Source organism: Niveispirillum irakense DSM 11586, from assembly GCF_000429645.1.
Lineage (GTDB): Bacteria > Pseudomonadota > Alphaproteobacteria > Azospirillales > Azospirillaceae > Niveispirillum > Niveispirillum irakense.
Map to the genome: position 1 here is coordinate 153,256 of NZ_AUCG01000022.1, position 17,198 is coordinate 170,453.

At 58.5% G+C, this 17,198-nt stretch carries 12 protein-coding genes; 4 read left to right on the forward strand and 8 right to left on the reverse strand.

What is annotated here, in order from left to right:
• Positions 1–5 precede the first annotated feature (5 nt).
• From G473_RS0111315 to G473_RS0111335, 5 genes are all read right to left on the reverse strand, one after another.
• Positions 6–1,157, reverse strand: coding sequence for an MFS transporter (locus tag G473_RS0111315; protein ID WP_245580047.1), 1,152 nt, complete (start codon positions 1,155–1,157; stop codon positions 6–8).
• 210 nt (positions 1,158–1,367) lie between these two features.
• Positions 1,368–2,609: an FAD-dependent oxidoreductase gene (locus tag G473_RS26455; protein ID WP_051330167.1), complete on the reverse strand. Its 1,242-nt coding sequence runs from the start codon at positions 2,607–2,609 to the stop codon at positions 1,368–1,370.
• Positions 2,610–2,764: 155 nt separating this feature from the next.
• Positions 2,765–5,101, reverse strand: coding sequence for a TonB-dependent receptor (locus G473_RS0111325; RefSeq protein WP_161630973.1), 2,337 nt, complete (start codon positions 5,099–5,101; stop codon positions 2,765–2,767).
• A 91-nt stretch (positions 5,102–5,192) separates the two neighbouring features.
• Positions 5,193–5,597 (reverse strand): C-glycoside deglycosidase beta subunit domain-containing protein, encoded by a 405-nt coding sequence (locus G473_RS0111330; RefSeq protein ID WP_029013191.1) that lies wholly within the window; start codon positions 5,595–5,597, stop codon positions 5,193–5,195.
• Complete coding sequence (locus G473_RS0111335; RefSeq protein ID WP_210163294.1) at positions 5,590–6,540, reverse strand: sugar phosphate isomerase/epimerase family protein; 951 nt, start codon at positions 6,538–6,540, stop codon at positions 5,590–5,592. Before G473_RS0111335 ends, G473_RS0111330 begins: the two co-directional genes overlap by 8 nt.
• Positions 6,541–6,848: 308 nt before the next feature.
• On the opposite strand from G473_RS0111335, the gene G473_RS0111340 reads away from it, so the two are divergent.
• The gene (locus G473_RS0111340) at positions 6,849–7,475 is read left to right on the forward strand and encodes a TetR/AcrR family transcriptional regulator (protein ID WP_029013193.1); all 627 of its coding nucleotides are present in this window, start codon (positions 6,849–6,851) and stop codon (positions 7,473–7,475) included.
• 72 nt (positions 7,476–7,547) lie between these two features.
• Here G473_RS0111340 and G473_RS0111345 read toward each other — a convergent pair whose 3' ends face one another.
• From G473_RS0111345 to G473_RS0111355, 3 genes are all read right to left on the reverse strand, one after another.
• A complete protein-coding gene (locus G473_RS0111345) occupies positions 7,548–9,170 on the reverse strand; it encodes an ABC-F family ATP-binding cassette domain-containing protein (RefSeq protein WP_029013194.1) in 1,623 nt (540 codons plus the stop codon).
• Positions 9,171–9,639: 469 nt separating this feature from the next.
• Positions 9,640–10,299 carry a response regulator gene (locus tag G473_RS0111350; protein ID WP_029013195.1) on the reverse strand — a complete coding sequence of 220 codons (660 nt, stop codon included), beginning with the start codon at positions 10,297–10,299 and terminating at the stop codon, positions 9,640–9,642.
• Positions 10,299–11,744: a sensor histidine kinase gene (locus tag G473_RS0111355; protein WP_029013196.1), complete on the reverse strand. Its 1,446-nt coding sequence runs from the start codon at positions 11,742–11,744 to the stop codon at positions 10,299–10,301. Before G473_RS0111355 ends, G473_RS0111350 begins: the two co-directional genes overlap by 1 nt.
• Before the next feature lie 191 nt (positions 11,745–11,935).
• On the opposite strand from G473_RS0111355, the gene G473_RS26460 reads away from it, so the two are divergent.
• The 3 genes from G473_RS26460 (at position 11,936) to G473_RS0111370 (ending at position 17,146) form a co-directional block, all read left to right on the forward strand.
• Positions 11,936–12,844 carry a MipA/OmpV family protein gene (locus G473_RS26460; protein ID WP_161630974.1) on the forward strand — a complete coding sequence of 303 codons (909 nt, stop codon included), beginning with the start codon at positions 11,936–11,938 and terminating at the stop codon, positions 12,842–12,844.
• A 215-nt stretch (positions 12,845–13,059) separates the two neighbouring features.
• Positions 13,060–14,097 carry a LacI family DNA-binding transcriptional regulator gene (locus G473_RS0111365; protein WP_035706745.1) on the forward strand — a complete coding sequence of 346 codons (1,038 nt, stop codon included), beginning with the start codon at positions 13,060–13,062 and terminating at the stop codon, positions 14,095–14,097.
• Between the two features lie 208 nt (positions 14,098–14,305).
• A complete protein-coding gene (locus G473_RS0111370) occupies positions 14,306–17,146 on the forward strand; it encodes a TonB-dependent receptor (RefSeq protein WP_029013198.1) in 2,841 nt (946 codons plus the stop codon).
• Positions 17,147–17,198 lie beyond the last annotated feature (52 nt).

The window sequence follows — 17,198 nt, forward strand, 5'->3', positions numbered from 1 at the left end:
CTCCATCAATGCTGAGCATCCGCGACCGGCGCGGGCCGGTACTTGAGAAGGCAAAGAAATGTGACGACGGCGCCAAGCAGGGCGACCACCCCCAACAGGGTGAAAGCCCCCTGCATATCGCCGGCAAAATCGCGCGCAGCCGTTACAAATAACGGGCTGGTGAACTGCCCCATGAAGAAGCAGGCAGACCAGATGCCCATACCGCGTCCACGGTGCTCTGCTGGTATCTTGGATACCGCCCACAAGACCAGGGCCGGAATGGCGATGCCCGCGCCTAGCTGTTGAACGAACGCAAAACCTGTCATGATCTTCTGGTCAGCCGCCAGGCCGATGCCAACCAGACCGCCCCCCAGCAGCAGCAGATAGATGCATACCATCTGCGGGCCTGTGAACCGGCCGGACAGCCACTGGAACAGGGCCGCACCCAGAAAGACGCCTATGCTGGCGACCGAGATCAGCAATCCGATGGTTTGCGGCGAGGAAACGCCAATTTCAGTGAAGGCGAGCCCGACCTGCACGATATAGACATAATACAGCGTTGCGGAAAACAGTGTCACCCCGCTGGTCAGAAGGACAGGCCCCCAGGGGAACTGCTGTGCTTCCTCCCGCCGTGCCTCCTTCTGTTCAGCAATGGCGGGTTCGTAAATATAGAACAGCATGGCCAGGAAAATCGGGAAGGCAACAGCATAGATCAGGAATGAGGCGTTCCAGGAAACGGCCGTGATATATCCAGACAGCGCCACAACGGAGGTGCCAAAGATCGGTCCCACCAGCCCCTGAACCGTCAGCCAGGTTCGGCGCTGATTATGAGCGAAATAGTCGCCGATCAGCGTATTTGTCACCGTCAATATGCCCGCTTCCGCGATCCCGAGGGCAAGCCGCGAGGCGATGATCAGTGTCAAATCCTGAAGGAAATAGGGAGCAACGCCGACGATACCGTATAGCAATGTCGCCGCAAGCAGCAGCCGGCGACGACCGTACCGGTCAATAGCCCAGCCCATCAGGGGGGAAGTCAGCGCAATCATCAGGCCCGGCGCCGTGACCAGAAGCGGTACCAGCGTTGCCGCCCCCGGCACATCAGCAAATTGGGCCATGATGCGCGGCACTGCCGGCGCCAAGGCCACAATGGCCAGGATCGGCAAGAACCCCGCCAGCACAACCAGGATTCCCTGACCTATGCCCGCCTGCTGTGGCATCGGGCCACGTTGGTGTAAACTGGCACACGCCATGTCAACTCCTCCCCAATTTGTTATTGTCGCTTTCCGGGCTGGAACGGCCCGGCCCGTCAGGCAATGATCGCCGCGATCCGCGTATCGCCCATCAAGGCGGGCCGGAATTGGTCGCATCAGGGGGCCAACCCTGGCCCCTCAGGTGCCCACGCTCTCCTGGCGGAGGGGGGATGCAGGCCGGAACGGCGGGGAATCCTCTATTTCAGCCAGTTGGGACAGGATGTGGCCGGGCATCGCGTCGCCAACGAATTTCTGGAGCATCGGCGTATTGTCGAAAACCCAATCCCTCAAAGGACGCAAAACCTTCGGCATGTGATGGAACATCCGCCCGGTATGGAAGGCCCCCTGGCTGACCTGGGCCGTATGGGGCTTGCGCCGGTCCTCGAACCGCTGAAGCGCACCACGAACGGCATCCGCTTCCGATAGAGAAACTTCGTTCAGTTCCCGGGCGAGGAAATATCCATCCTCAATGGACATGCCCGCGCCATAGGCGGCGTAGGGCGATGTGGGATGTGCCGCATCGCCGACAAGGGTCGTGCGCCCCTTGGACCATTGCTTCAGCGGGGGACGGTCGCGGATTTCCCAGCGCTGGAGATGCTTCACCGGCGTTGCGTCGATCAGTTCCCTTACTTTCTGCGTGAAGCCTGCAGCGCGTTCGCGGCTGAACGCCAGCAGATCGGCAGGGGGCGGCTGGTTGGGGTCACATGCTTCCAGCACCCACCATTCATATCCCCATTTCCCTTCATGCCGGATAGGGGTGTAGCTGACCTGGGTAGTTCTGTTATGGGCAATGACCCCTTTTCCTTCCGGTGCCGCGTCCAGAAAAAGGTAGCCACCGACAAGATGCAGACGCTGGTGACGGATCGGCTCCTCTCCCCACAGAGACTTGCGGACAAAAGAATTGATGCCATCCGCGCCGACAAGAACGTCAGCCACAAACTCCGGCTTGTTGGCGAATTTCAGCCTGACATGTCTGCCGTCATCGTCGATGCCGGTCAGATTATGACCAAGACGCAGGACGCCGGGAGGCAGCGCATCAAGCATCCTTTTATAAAGGCCCCATCGCAGCAGGCCGATGAACCCACCGCCATATTCCTTCACTACCTCATCCGGCAGGATGACTTCCGCCCGTCTTTTACCGTCATAGCGTTCGAAGAATGTTTGGCAAGGCGCGCCGAGATCATCGGTATCAACACCAATAATCTTGAGTATTTTTTGCGGTGGTGGCCACAGGTTCAAGATATTGCCCGCGGCCTTCACCTCTTCCGCGCGCTCGAACAATACAACTTGAAATCCAAGCCTGATCGCGGCAAGCGCGGTGGCCATACCACCCGGCCCGGCGCCAACGATAGCGATGGTTCCCTTGATGCCCTTGCTCATCAAGCTTTCCTTTATTTTCGATGGTTTTGGTAGGGGCGAAATACATTGTCCAGGGGCGGCAACCAGCGCCGGCCCGCCCGGCCTGGCCGCTCATCGGCCCCACCTTCCTGTCATCATTCCTGGAAAGGACGCGCCGGGCGAGCCCGGCGCCCCCATCAGAAGGTAAGGCCCAACTGGACACCGACCGTCCGCACGGAATTGAACCCGAACTGCTGAACGTAGGAGGCCAGGCCCGCAATGCTGTCGCCAGACTCCAGGTCAATATAATTGGGATAGACCTCGTTCGTGCAGTTCTTGCAGAACAGGGCGACACGCCAATTATCACCCTTCACGCCGATATTGGCGCCCAGCACATCGATGGCGCCAACATGCGCCCCCGGTGCCTGACTGATGAGGAAATTGATCGAGGACCGGTGATACCAGTCGGCACCGATGAAACCCGTCAGATCATTGCTGACAGCAGTTTCGTAAGAAACATTGGTTGTGGTGGTGAATTTAGGCGAGGACGGGCTACGCAGCCCGCCAGCATTGAAGCTCTCATTCGTGGCGCAGCTTGGCGTCGTCTGCCCCGGATAGCACTGGGCACCGGGGAAATCATCGAACTTGGAATTCAGGATGGTGGTGGAGTTGCCGATTGTCAGGCCGTGCAGCGGTTTGGCATTGATGGACAGTTCAATGCCCTTGCTGGTCAGGCTGGCGCCATTGGCAACAACGAAGGTACGGACCACCGGATCGAAGGACTGGGTCTGGTAATTGCTGAATTTGGTGTGGAAGGCGCTGACATTCAGCATCAGCCGGCGATCAAGCAGGGTGCTTTTCACACCCGCCTCAAAACTCTTGGAGGTTTCCGGCCGGATTGACAGATCAAAATCAGGCGACGTGCCGACATCGTTGAAACCGGGCCCTTTGTAACCGCGGGCATAGGTGCCATATGCCATCACGTTCGGCGTGAATTCATACTGCAAACCGGCCTTATAGCTGAAATCGGTATTATCCAGGCTCTGGTTATAGAGTTGTTTGGATGCGAACGGCGCGAAGTAGTTACGGAGCTGGTTTTGGCCCAGATCGATTGAAAGCTCGTCGCGGGTGACCCGGGCGCCGGCAATCAGCTTTAATTGATCGGTCACCGCATAGGTAAGCTGCCCAAAGGCGGCATAGCTGTCGGTGGACTGGACGATGGTTTTGTCGATGCCCAGGAAAAAATCGTTGGACACACTGCAATTTGGCGGCCCGCCCGGGGTAACCATTGCGCCAACGCAGAACGGAAATCCGGCCAGCATTGCCGGCGGGAAGAAATTATCGCCACCGATCTCCAGGAACGTGTCGATCTTGGAATGGAAATAGTAAAGCCCGGCCTGCCCGGTCAGCTTTTCATCCTGCGGCAGAACAAGGCGCAGTTCATTGGAGAACTGATCGTAGCGGGTATTGTTATGGTTCAGGTTAGCAGCGTTCTGGCCTGTCGTATCGCCATCGATCTGCTGGTCCATCTTGAAGAAACGCCAGGCGGCGATGTTGTTGATGGACCAGCCATTGGCAAATTCATAGCCCAGGGACGCCTGTGCCCCGCCATTACGCAGGTTGCGATAGGCAGGCGCATCGGCGGCAGCCACCAAATTGTCTTTCCCCGGCACCACCCCGTCAGCCGCCAGTGGCCCCGTATTCACGCTGCCAGCAGCCATGGACCGGAAAGTACCATCATAGAAACCGGAAATACCGGCCGATTTATTATAATCACCCTGCAGACGCAGGCTGAAACCATTGTCCGGCATGTAATCATACTTGGCGCGGATACCAGACTGGCTGAGATCATCCTCATATTTTGCGCCCTTGCCACCCACATGCCGGGTCAGCGCGTCCTGGCTGGAATGGAAAGCGGCGATGCGCAACGCAGAATCCGACGTTACCGGCACGTTCAGTGCCGCACGCGCGATCAGCCCCTTGCCATTGCTGCCCGGACGCGACCGCGACACGCCCTCCAGATCAACCGAACCCGACGTTTCACCCAGAACCGGCATGGCCGTGCCGATATTCACCAGGCCCGCCGATGCGTTCTTGCCGAACAGCAAACCCTGGGGCCCGTTCAGCACTTCCACCTGGGCGATATCGTAGAAGACCGGTGGCGCCGCCAGGGACCGGCCGATATTCACTTCGTCAATCGCCTGCGCGACGCTGGGGTCGATGGTCCCGGCAAAGGCCAGGGTGCCGATGCCACGAACCGTGAAGTTGTTTTCCTTGCCCAGTTGCAAGCTGGGCGCGGCCAGCGTGATCTGAGTCTGGTCGTTCAGGCCACGCTCGATCAGGCTGTCGGCGCTCAACGCCGTGACGCTGACGGGCACAGTCTGCAACCGTTCGGGCCGGCGCTGCGCGGTGACCACGATCTCATCCAAAGTATCGCCGGATGCCAGGGAAGGCGCCGTGCCGCCTGCTGACTGGGCCAGGGCGCTGGTCGCACTGCCAAGGGTAAATGCCAGGATAGAGGCGGATTGGAGCAACCAAGATTTCTTTAAGCTGATCATTCTGATCTTACCTCCCATTTCGTTATTATTTCTGACGATGCGTTTTCGCCGTCAGTTAGTGACTTGATCAGGGAACGATGATCGTCGCGTGCCTTTCACTGCGGACGAAAACAGGCTGGAACTGCGGCGGAAAATAGGGGTGGCGGAAGCGGATGCTGCTGGCCACATGGTGGACGCCGGGCGCCAAACCACCAGATTTGGGCACGATCACCGTGAAGAAGGTGCCCACGTAAAGCCGGGCCTCGGTTTCCTCTGCCATTTCCGCGTGCGAATATTCGTGCCCGCCTACCCGGATGCGGTTTTGTTCCGCCGGGTAGCTGATCCCATCTACGACCAGATCGACCCCTTCGATCAGGCTGAGGCGAGAGCTGCGATAGTTGGGCTGACGGATGCGCAGCTCGAACCCTGTGCGGGCGCCCGCAGGACCGACATTCTGGAAACCGCTGCTCTGGATATGGCTGCGCTCAAGCATGAGCCTTCTCCCCATGCGTGGCGTCATACTCAGCCTCCAGCTTGCGGATCAGCGCATGCTGACGGCGCACCTGCTCAATCGCGACCCATGGGTCGCGGGCCCCCTCATATTCGCTGGAGAGATAACCGTCATAACCCAGCTTCTTCAGCATGGGGACGATACGCTCCCAGGGAATATGGTGGTCGTGCAGATGCTCGTCGATATGGTGAAATTTGGCCTGAATGAACGGCACATATTTAATCACATCAACCAGATGCTCAACCGGCACCTTGATGCCGTTAAGAAAGCTGAGCGCTCCCTTGCGGATCTCCTCCGTTTCCCCGCCGCCCCATTTATTGAGCGGACGGTCCTGGAAGATGCCGGTATCAATCAGCAGGCCGAAATTCTTCGTGCCGGTCCGTTCAATGAAGGCGATATAGGCGTCGGTGACCGGATGGCGGATCGGCGTCGGCGCATGTATCTCCGGCATGATCACGATGCCAAGCTGATGCGCAAGATCAAGATTCCGCTCAATCGCCGGTTCCCAAATCGGATCGGGCGTCAGCTCGTCATCAATCACCCCGAACTTGGGTCGCATGAATTTGAAACCCAGCCGGTGGGCTAACCGCAGATCACATGCGATCTGGGCTACACCTTCCTGCACGCTCATGTTGCGGCCGATGGTCAGACGGGTATCGACCCAGGCGGCAAAATTTGTCGGTTCCAGTTGATAACGGTCAAGCAGAGCGAACCACGTATCAAGCCACGAAGCCGTCGGCTCCGGATATGTCGGGATGCTGGTCTCACCCAGTATCTCTATACCGGTGGCGCCCGCACTCGCGACATGGTCGAACCCGTCCTCCAGTGTCATGACCGTGCCGAGATCGTCGGTGTAGCTATATAGCGACACCCCATATTTGAACGCATTCAAAGCGTTACCCTCTCCCAAGCTGATATGGCGCACCTTATTAAGCACAGCTTATTTTGTTCTTTATTAAGCACTGATTATTCACAATGCAACAAGTTTGTTGGCCTGAGCGCAACGAAGCTGCGCACCAAGCGGGAGAAATGGATGAATGCGTTGAGAAAGAGGATGCCCCACAGGAACTGGGGGTCTGTCGCGAGCCGCGACGGAAGCTGATAAAGCCCTTCACCCTCACCCCAAACTCACGTAAAGGGTAGAACCTGTAAGGATCAAACTGATCGTGAATCCATTCATTGCAAGCCGGATGCGCCCTGCAAACCGGGCTCACGGGCAACACCATTAAGATAATGACCAGCCAGAAGAAAAACCGAGAACGGCGCGGCCGGCCTTCCCACAGAGATGATCTTCGAGGTCAACTGATTGCCGCGGCCTGCACCTTCGTCGCGCGTGAGGGACACGAGGGGTTGTCCATGCGCAGGTTAGCCGAGGAAGTGGGAGTGAGTTCGGCTGCGCCGTATCATCATTTCCCAGATCGCCGGGCGCTGCTCATCGAAGTAGCGCTCGAAGGCTATCGGACCATGTTCGCCGGTACGGAGCAGGAGAGCGTCTCTCCCACCGAACCACGGGCGCGCCTGTTCCAGACATTGCGGCATTTCATCCGGTTCGCTGTCCAGAACCCGCACATGTTCACGCTCATGTACGAGAGTGAGCTTGTCCGTCCGAATCTCGCGCCGGAAATACAGGAAGCGCATGAATCCGGCTTTCAGAGGCTGGATGCTGAAGTGGGCGCACCGCTTTCAGGCTTATCGGACCGGGATCGCAGCATTCGTATCTCCACGATGTGGAGCGCTACCTTCGGCTTTGCGCTTCAGTCCAACAGGGCAATGATCCGCACCCCCAGCCATGAGCCGGCCCCGGACGAACTCGCCGATGAAATCGTCCGGCTGGCCATAAAGCTGATTGATCTCAAGTAGGGGGCGGGAGGAGCCTCCCCGCCCCCAGGCATCTGGTCGGTCGATATTGTCGATATTCAGGAACCAACCTGCTCAGCTATGCAGGCCGGGCGCTTCCTGCCCGGTCCGCGCGACATATTCAGTATAGCCACCGCCATATTGATGGATGCCGTCCGGCGTCAGCTCCAGCACCCGGTTGGACAGTGCTGCCAGGAAATGCCGGTCGTGCGAGACGAACAGCATGGTTCCCTCATAAGCGGCCAGTGCAGTGATCAGCATCTGCTTGGTGTCGAGATCGAGATGGTTTGTCGGTTCGTCCAGCACCAGGAAATTCGGTGGATTGTACAGCATGATCGCCATGACCAGCCGCGCCTTCTCCCCACCAGACAGCACCCGGCAGCGCTTTTCCACATCATCGCCGGAGAAGCCGAAACAGCCGGCCAGCGCCCGCAGCGACCCCTGGCCCGCCTGCGGGAAGGCGCTCTCCAACGCCTCGAACACGGTCTGCTCCCCATCCAGCAATTCCATCGCGTGCTGGGAGAAATAGCCCATCTTCACGCTGGCACCGACATTGACGGTTCCGGTGTCGGGCTGGTCCACGCCCGCGATCAGCTTCAGCAGGGTTGATTTACCCGCACCATTGACGCCCATGACGCACCAGCGTTCCTTGCGGCGGATGGTGAAATCGAAGTCCTGATAGATGGACCGGCTGCCATAACCCTTATGGACGTTGCGCAAAACCGCGACATCCTCGCCTGAGCGCGGGGCCGGCGGGAAATCGAACGTCACGATCTGACGGCGTCTCGGCGGCTCAACGCGTTCGATCTTGTCCAGTTTCTTGACCCGGCTTTGCACCTGACTGGCGTGCGAAGCGCGCGCCTTGAAGCGCTCGATAAACTTGATCTCCTTGGCCAGCATGGCCTGCTGGCGTTCAAACTGCGCCTGCTGCTGTTTTTCGTTCAACGCCCGCTGCTGCTCATAGAACGCATAATCACCGGAATAGCTGGTCAGCGATCCGCCATCAATCTCGATGATCTTGTTGACGATCCGGTTCATGAATTCCCGGTCGTGGGAGGTCATCAGCAGGGCCCCCTCATAGCCCTTCAGAAAGCCTTCCAGCCAGATCAGGCTCTCGATATCCAGATGGTTGCTGGGCTCATCCAGCAGCATGGCGTCGGGCTTCATCAGCAGGATACGGCCCAGCGCCACACGCATCTTCCAGCCGCCGGACAGGGCACCGACATCCTTGTCCATCATCTCCTGGCTGAAGCTGAGGCCGGCCAGCACTTCCCGCGCCCGCCCCTCCAACTCATAGCCGCCTAACTCGTCAAAACGGGCCTGTACCTCGCCATAACGCTCGATGTTTTCGTCCATCCGATCAGCCTGATCGGGATCGGCCATGGCGTGTTCCAGGCTCGCCAGTTCCTTGGCGATCTCGCTGACCGGCCCGGCCCCGTCCATCACTTCCTGAACCGCGCTGCGGCCGGACATCTCCCCGACATCCTGATTGAAATAACCGATGGAGACCTGCTTCTCCACCGACACCTGACCCGTATCCGGCTGTTCTTCGCCCGTGATCATGCGGAACAAGGTGGTCTTACCGGCGCCATTGGGGCCAACAAGCCCCACCTTCTCCCCCCGGTTCAGCGCTGCTGAGGATTCCAGAAAGAGAATCCGATGACCATTATGTTTGCTGATATTTTCAAGGCGGATCATGAGGGGACCGGGTTCCAGGACTTGAAGAGGCCCCCTTATGCCACAAGATGTGCGCCGTGCCAGTGTTCTGATAGGCCCCAATGCCAACTTACCGCGCGGTTCGGCCCAATCCCCCTTCCTGATTTGGCCACTGAAATGAACGCTTATCCCCAGTCGAACGCTGCCGGGGGACAGGTGCCCGCCGGCGCTACGCCATCCGCTTTCGATATCTTCTCTGATGGATCGTCGGGCTGGTTCTTGTCGCTTCTCCACGGGGCAAATCGTGGGCCCTCCGGCCAAGCGGTGTTGGCAAGTTTTTCAGGCATAGCGCACCGGGACGGGGCAAGCGGGGGCGGAAAGTCAGGCATCTGATCCCTCTCAAGGACCTGTTGGCGATAATCACCATCTGTTTGGAGATGGGTCATTGCTTCACCAGGTCAGTCTAGCGGGGTGCCAGGAAGCCACATCGGTCTTGAGGATGACCGTATCGCTATTCTTTGACGATGCCTTCGCGCCAGGCGTAGACGGCCGCCTGCGTGCGATCATTGAGGTAGAGCTTGCTCAAAATATTGCTGACATGGGACTTGACGGTCTTATCCGATATCGACAGACGCGCGGCGATGTCCATATTGGACAATCCCCCGGCGATACAGTGCAGCACTTCCATCTCTCGCTCGGTCAGGTCAGCGTGAAGCTGATCTTCCTGCACCCTGCCATCGCGCGTGCGGGACATGATTGTCACCAGGGCTTTGGCGATACGGGGGCTCAGCATGCTTTCGCCAGCCGCCGCCTTGCGTACGGCATGGATAAGATCTTCCGGTGTTGTGTCCTTCAGGATGTAGGAGATGGCGCCCGCCTGTGTGGTGGGCACGACATATTCCTCCCCCTCATGGGACGTCACCATGATGATCTGGCTGCGCGGGCTTACCCGCTTGATCTGGCGAACAGTATCGACGGCTGGCCGGTCCGGCATGAACAGGTCAAGCAGCACCACATCGGGTGCATGCCGCCGCGCTGCGGTGACCGCCTCCACCCCGCAGGTGGCAACAGCCATCACCTGGATATCGGGCGCAGTAGCCAGAAAGGCCGTCAGCCCACGGCGAACCATGGCATGATCATCGGCGATGATAAGTGTGATCTGGTCGGTCATTATTCGCTTTTCCAGGAAATCGTCAGTCGGGTTCCCTTGCCCTCAGCACTTTCAATATCAAGCCGACCATCCGGTAGATCACGTGCCCGATCGCGCATGGAGATGATACCGAATCCTTTTGTGACCGTGGAAATCTCGAACCCGATGCCATTATCGGCAATCACCAGCATTGCGACGCTTCCGTTAGTCGCCGCGGATACGGTCACCCTGGACGCCCTGCCATGGCGCACGGCGTTCATCAACGCCTCATGCAAAATGCGCAGCACCTGATGCTCCACATGCCCGTTGGGCTGGATAACTTCCATATCTTCCAGGTGGATATCGACATCAAAGCGTCGCCTGAAATCCTCAGCGATCATGCCAACCCGGTTGTGAAGTGTGCTGTCGCCGGTGCCGGTCGGGCGCAACTGCGTGATGATTTCCATCAAATCATGCTGCGCTTCCCGGTTAATGGTCTCCGCTTCCAGGATTGGCTCGCGGGCCGCCTCCAGCACTGTGGGATTGGCCTTGGCCGTCGCCAGTTGCAAGCCCAGTGCGAACAGTTTCTGCTTCACCGTGTCGTGCAGTTCACGCGCCACGCGGTTGCGTTCGTCGCTGACGGCGAGATTCTGTTTCAGCCGTAAATAGAGTTCCAGGTCATCCGCCATGTCGTTCAGATGCTGGCTATGCTTGATCAGAACATCGTCATTGGGAAGGGCGATGCGGGCAGTGAAATCACCCCGCCGCCAGCTTTCGGTCACATAATTCATCCGCCCCAGATGCCGGGTGACGTAATGGGCCGCCCACACACCGCACGCAACACCAATGGGAAGAGAAAAAAGAATGAAGTAACCCCATGCGCCCTGCAGGAAGGCAACGATGCTTTGTATCTGCCTCCAGACATCAAATTCGGCAATATACAGGATGCGAAGCCGGCCAATCAGTGCGCCTTTGCCATCCTCAATGGGCATGTCCACCCAGATAGGGCCATTTTCAGCTATCCATATGACTTTGTCGGTGGCGTCCCGCTGCTGTTTCAGCGCCGTAAAAAGGGGCGCCAGATCGGCCGGAAGATTAACGGGATCAGATACGACAAGCCGATTATCTGCATCCTCTATTTGAATATAGACTTCGGGTCGGCTGGAGTTCGTGATCCGATAGATGGACCCGTCGCTGACCTGTTCGATATTTTCGAGCTTCTCCCGAATGTTCTCGCACGCTTTCTGACGCCACCTGACATCGGTAGCATCCAGGATCGCCTGTGCGACGGTAAGCTTCTCTCTGGAAATCACCTCCCTGACATGGTCCGGGGTGACTGCCCGGTGAAAGTCACCATAATCCTCCGCACTGAACTTGCTGGCACCGATCAAGGTCAGCGCGCAGAACCCCAGCAGCGTGTAGATCACGGCAAATTGGAACCAAAGCCGGTTGACGAACGCTGGGCAATGGCTGAGCCAATTCTTCATTTTTCCGTGACGCTCCGTTCCCGCCCACCACCCTGCCCACAATCGATCGATCCGGGGCGGTCGGATATTGCTTACTGATCTTGATCCAGCATAAGGACTTTTCCTGAACGCGCATCCGCCTTGAGACCGATGTGCGTTCAGGAAAAGTCCCTAGGATGCGGACGATCAGCACCCCGCTCCCGGAGCATTCGATGAATTATCCAAACATCTTCAAGACCGTAGCAACGTTCAAGGTCTTGTGTTCTGTGTCGCTTGCGGCTTCCCTCGCCCTAACCGTCCCCGTCCATGTGAACGCACAGGAGAACAGGCATCAACAGCGGCAGGGGGACTTCATCTCTCCCGCGCCCGGCACCGGGGTGAAACCCGACTGGAAACTTAGCGCCAGCCTTGCCACCCTGTACATGCCGGCCTTCACCGGCTCCAAGGATGATCAGGCACTGGTCGTCCCCGACATCAAGGTGGAATATCAGGATGTGTTCTTCGCCTCGCTCTTCGAGGGTATCGGCTACAATATTATCAATAGCGGTGGCTGGCGCGCTGGACCGATCGTGAAGCTGGATATCGGCCGTGACGAGGATGACGACAACCCGTTCCGCATTGCCGGCAACAAGACCAGGGCGCTAAGGGGGCTGGGCGATGTGAGCGCGACGCCGGAACTGGGTGGCTTCGTGGAATATAGTATCGACCGGTTCAGTTATTCAATTGAGGTGCGCCAGGGTGTCAGTGGCCACAAAGGTTTGATCGCTGATATCAGCGCGCACTATATGGACATGATCAAGCCGTCCGGCCAGCCGGTGACTTACCTGATCGGCCCCCACGTGACCCTTGCCAGCGGGAAATACAATAATACCTATTTCGGTATTGATGAAAGCCAGTCTGCAAACACCGGGCTTCAGCGGTACAAGGCCGATGCCGGCCTGGTTTCCTACGGCGTGAGCGCTTTTGTAATGACACCGGTCACGGATGCCCTGTCCTTGGGCCTGATCGCCCGGTACGACCGGCTGGGTTCTGAAGCCGCCGACAGCCCGCTTATCCAGGAACGCGGGCGGAAAAACCAGTTCATCGCCGGTGTACGCCTGACATATGAGTTCGGTCTCTGACACGCACGGGCCACCGATGTTGGTGGAGAGAGCTGAGTGCGTTCATCCACATGGATGCTATATGTGCAGCGGCGGACAATGGGCTTTGTCCGCCGCTGTATTTTGAGCATGTACAGAGACAAGGTGCTGTTTCCGTAGCTGCATCATTGGGAAAATGTGTCTTCTATGATACATCGCCTTGCTAACCATAATGACAAAGCCTGGGAGAGGCGGGGTTGAACGGTAAGAAGCCGACCATCGACGATGTTGCCCGCCTGTCCGGCGTGGCCCGTGTTACCGTGTCGCGCGTGTTGAATGGCGGCCCCAATGTGCGCCCCGCCGTACGCGCCAAGGTGATGGAAGCCGTCAAAACACTTGACTACAAGGTGAACCCGCAAGCGCGCAGCCTGGCCGGCGGGGCCAGCCGGACCGTGGGCTTTGTCTTCAATTCCGATCCGGAGAGCGAACCCAACTCCTATTACGAGGCTGCGTTGGAGTTAGGGGCCCTCAGGGCGTGCGTGACCCTTGGCTATCAGTTGCTGATCCATCAGATCCCAACGGATTCGGCCGGTCAGCAACAGCGCATCCTGGAACTGATCGATGACCAGCGCTGCGAGGGGCTGATCCTCTGCCCTCCTTTCAGTGACGACCTTTTGCTGGTGGAAACCGTTCTGACGCGCGGCTGCAAGGTGGTGGCTGTATCCCCCGGCCCGTCCGCCCGCACCCTGATTGACGGGGTCGGGGTGGATGATGAAGCGGCGGGGTATGACCTGACCTGTGCGCTGATAAAGCTGGGCCATCATCGCTTTGGCTTTATTGCGGGGCTGGAGACACATCTTTCTGCTGAACGCCGGCTTGAAGGGTTCCGCCGCGCGCTGGCCGACCATGGGCTGGGCGATGATGCCTGCCTGATCCGGCGCGGTGATTTCACCTTCCGGTCCGGCACACGGCTGACACCGGAAATGCTGGATGTTCCCCATCCACCCAGCGTGCTGGTCTGTGCCAATGATGATATGGCGGCGGGCGCGCTGGCGGCGGCGCATGCGCGCGGGCTGGATATACCCGGCGATATCGCCATCACCGGATTCGATGATGCGCCCGTCGCATCCATCGTCTGGCCACCGCTGACAACGGTACATCAGCCGGTGAAGCTGCTGGGTCAGCGGGCTGTAGAAATGCTGGTCAGCCGCCTGACAGGGGCCATGGTGGATGGCCCCAGCTTTCAGCAATTAGACCATGGCCTGGTCTGGCGTCAGACGACCAAGGCGTTTTAACAGCCCAACCGACGGGGCCTGTCTTCCCCCGTCCTCTCTGTTGCAAAAATCAAACATACGCACGTCACCCTTTCTCGGTGGCTTGACAAAGCTCTTGGGCTGCGCGCAGATTGGAAGCGCTTTCAATGCCGGAAAACAGGGCATTTCAGCAGCAACAAAAAACAGAGCCGCCTTTGCCGCGGCCTGGGGTCGTGTGGGAGGAGAAGTTATGGCGAACCGCGTTTCCAGCGGAGGCTGGACGCTGTCTGGCGTGCTGTATCGTACCGTGTCCGGTCTGGCGATCAGCCTGGCCTTGGCCGGTGGCGCAGCCGCCCAGCAACAGGCTGGCGGGGCTGAGGATACGATTGACGAAATAGTCGTCACCGGTATCCGCGCCGGCATTCAAAATTCGATCAATATCAAAAAGAATGAAACCTCCATCGTGGAGGCCATCTCGGCAGAGGATATCGGCAAGTTGCCCGATGTCTCCATCGCCGAGAGCATCGCCCGCCTGCCCGGCTTGGCTGCCCAGCGCGTCAATGGCCGCGCCCAGGTGATTTCCATCCGTGGTCTGGCGCCCGACTTCACCACCACGCTGTTGAACGGTCGTCAACAGGCCAGTTCCGGCGACAACCGCGCTGTGGAGTTTGACCAGTATCCGTCGGAACTTCTCTCCTCGGTGGTCATCTACAAGACACCGGATGCGCAAGTTTCCGGCATGGGCCTGTCCGGTACTGCCGACCTGCGCACCGTCCGCCCGCTGGAATTCGGCAAACGGGCCGCATCGGTGAATGTGCGTGGGGAAAAACTGTCCGGCGGCAAGCTGAACAGCGATGTGAATACTTGGGGCAGCCGCGCCAGCGCGTCCTATATCGATCAGTTTTATGATGGCAAACTGGGTGTGGCTATCGGCTATGCCCACCTGGACAGCCCGTCACAGGTGAAGCATTACAAGGCCTATGGGTACGAGGCATTCCCCGATGCGGTGGCTGCCCCCGCCGCCAAGAATGCCCTGATCCTGAATGGCCAGGAAGTATTCGCCACATCGCGCAACAATACGCGCGATGCCGTGATCGGTATTCTCGAATTTCAACCGAATGAGGCGATCCACAGCACGCTGGATCTCTATTATTCAAAGTTCAAGCAGGAGGAGACGACGCGCGGCGCGCAGTGGTTCGCCAACGGTTACGCGGACAATGCCACCTTCACCAACCTGAAAACGGAAAGCGTCGGCGGTTCAAATTTTGCCCGCAGCGGCAGGCTGAACAATGGTGTCCCGCAATTACGCAATGATTTCAACACCCGCAATGATGCGCTGTTTTCCGCCGGTCTGAACAACGAGTTCGAGTTGACCGAGAGCACCCGTCTGGTCGCCGATCTTTCCTATTCGCGCAACAAGCGCAAGGAACAGATCATGGAAACCTATGCCGGCTACGGGCTGGGCGTCGGTGGGGTGACCAGCAGCACGCCGAATGTGGGCCGCACGTTTGACACCATTGATTTTACCGTCAATGATAATGGCTTCTCCCAGTACAAAACCGGACTGAACTATGCCGACGCAACCAAGGTGTCGCTGGGTGACCATGCGCCGTGGGGCGGCTGGGGCCATGATGGCGCCGTGCGTTACCCGAATGTGAAGGAAGAGGTAAAAACCGCTGAAATGCGGGTGGATCAGGACATTGACAGCTTCATCAACAAGCTGTCCGTCGGCATCAATTACACCAACCGCGAAAAGAGCAAGCGGGTGGTGGAATATGATCTGTTCCTGAAAAATGGCGGCCAGCAGGTCTATGTCGATCCCGCCGATCTGGTGGACCCCACCTCCCTGGGCTTTGCCGGGCTGGGCGATGTTCTGAGCGTCGATATCGGCAATGTCTGGCGGAAATATTATGATCAGCGGACGCTGCAGGACGCCAATAATTACGACAAGAACTGGGATATTTCGGAGAAGGTTACGAGCTTTTTCGCCCGTGGCAACTATGAGTTTGGTGACCTGACCGGTAATTTCGGCGTGCAGGTTGTCCATCAGGAACAGGCGTCCGACGGCGTTATCATCAATGGCACAAGTGGCAGTGTAGTCCCGACCGCCATCAGCGCCAAGAACAGCTATACTGACGTTCTGCCCAGCCTGAACGCCATCTATGACCTGGGCGACGGACACCGGCTGCGTATGGGCTTGTCGCGCACCATGGCTCGGCCGCGGATGGATGACATGCGGGCCAATGTCACGCCTTCCTTCAATTCCACCATCTGTTCCGGCCAGCCCTGCGCACCGGGCAGCACGATTAACCCCTGGTCGGCATCAGGCGGTAACCCCAACCTGAAACCCTGGAAGGCGGATGCCGCCGATCTGGCTTATGAATGGTATGTGGCCCCCACCACTTATCTGTCGGTCGCCGGCTTCTACAAGAAGCTGAAGACCTATATCTACAATCGGACAGAAGTGTTCGATTTCAGCGGCCTGCCGCTGCCCACCACAGCGTCGGCCATTCCCAGCAATGTCAATATCAGCTCCATGGGCCAGATCACCCTGCCGGCCAATGGCAATGGCGGCAATCTGAAGGGGCTGGAATTCTCCGGCTCTCTTGATTTCGGCCAACTTTATGAAGCGCTGGAAGGGTTTGGCGTACAGGGCAGCCTGTCGCTGACCTGGTCCAACTTGAACCCGACGGACAGCAATGACCCAAGCGCCGTCACCCGCATTCCCGGCCTGTCCAAGACGGTCTATAACCTGACCGCCTATTATGAACGCGACGGGTTCCAGGCGCGTATCAGCCAGCGCTACCGCTCCGCCTTCAAGGGCGAGGTGGTGCAGCTTTATGCCAACCGGGGGTATACGGAAATCCTGTCCGACAAGCAGGTGGATGCGCAGATCGGCTACACCATCCAGGAAGGCCAGTTTGAAAATATGGGCTTCCTGTTCCAGGTCAACAACCTGACGGACAGCCCCTATCGCACCCGTCTGGGCCTGGATAATGGTGGCACCAAGACCAGCGACGGCGCCAGCCTGCCGGAAACCTATGAGAAATACGGACGGCAGTTCCTGTTTGGCGTCAGCTATCGCTACTGACCGTTCCCATCGGGCCGGCATCCCGCGCATCGGGGATGCCGGCCCCCTTCCC

What these genes read in the sequence shown, in the direction of transcription:
- G473_RS26455 (WP_051330167.1), bottom strand. Translation starts at nt 2,609, where the DNA reads ATGAGCAAGGGCATCAAGGGAACCATCGCTATCGTTGGCGCCGGGCCG.
- G473_RS0111330 (WP_029013191.1), bottom strand. Translation starts at nt 5,597, where the DNA reads ATGCTTGAGCGCAGCCATATCCAGAGCAGCGGTTTCCAGAATGTCGGT.
- G473_RS0111340 (WP_029013193.1), top strand. Translation starts at nt 6,849, where the DNA reads ATGACCAGCCAGAAGAAAAACCGAGAACGGCGCGGCCGGCCTTCCCAC.
- G473_RS0111345 (WP_029013194.1), bottom strand. Translation starts at nt 9,170, where the DNA reads ATGATCCGCCTTGAAAATATCAGCAAACATAATGGTCATCGGATTCTC.
- G473_RS0111350 (WP_029013195.1), bottom strand. Translation starts at nt 10,299, where the DNA reads ATGACCGACCAGATCACACTTATCATCGCCGATGATCATGCCATGGTT.
- G473_RS0111355 (WP_029013196.1), bottom strand. Translation starts at nt 11,744, where the DNA reads ATGAAGAATTGGCTCAGCCATTGCCCAGCGTTCGTCAACCGGCTTTGG.
- G473_RS26460 (WP_161630974.1), top strand. Translation starts at nt 11,936, where the DNA reads ATGAATTATCCAAACATCTTCAAGACCGTAGCAACGTTCAAGGTCTTG.
- G473_RS0111370 (WP_029013198.1), top strand. Translation starts at nt 14,306, where the DNA reads ATGGCGAACCGCGTTTCCAGCGGAGGCTGGACGCTGTCTGGCGTGCTG.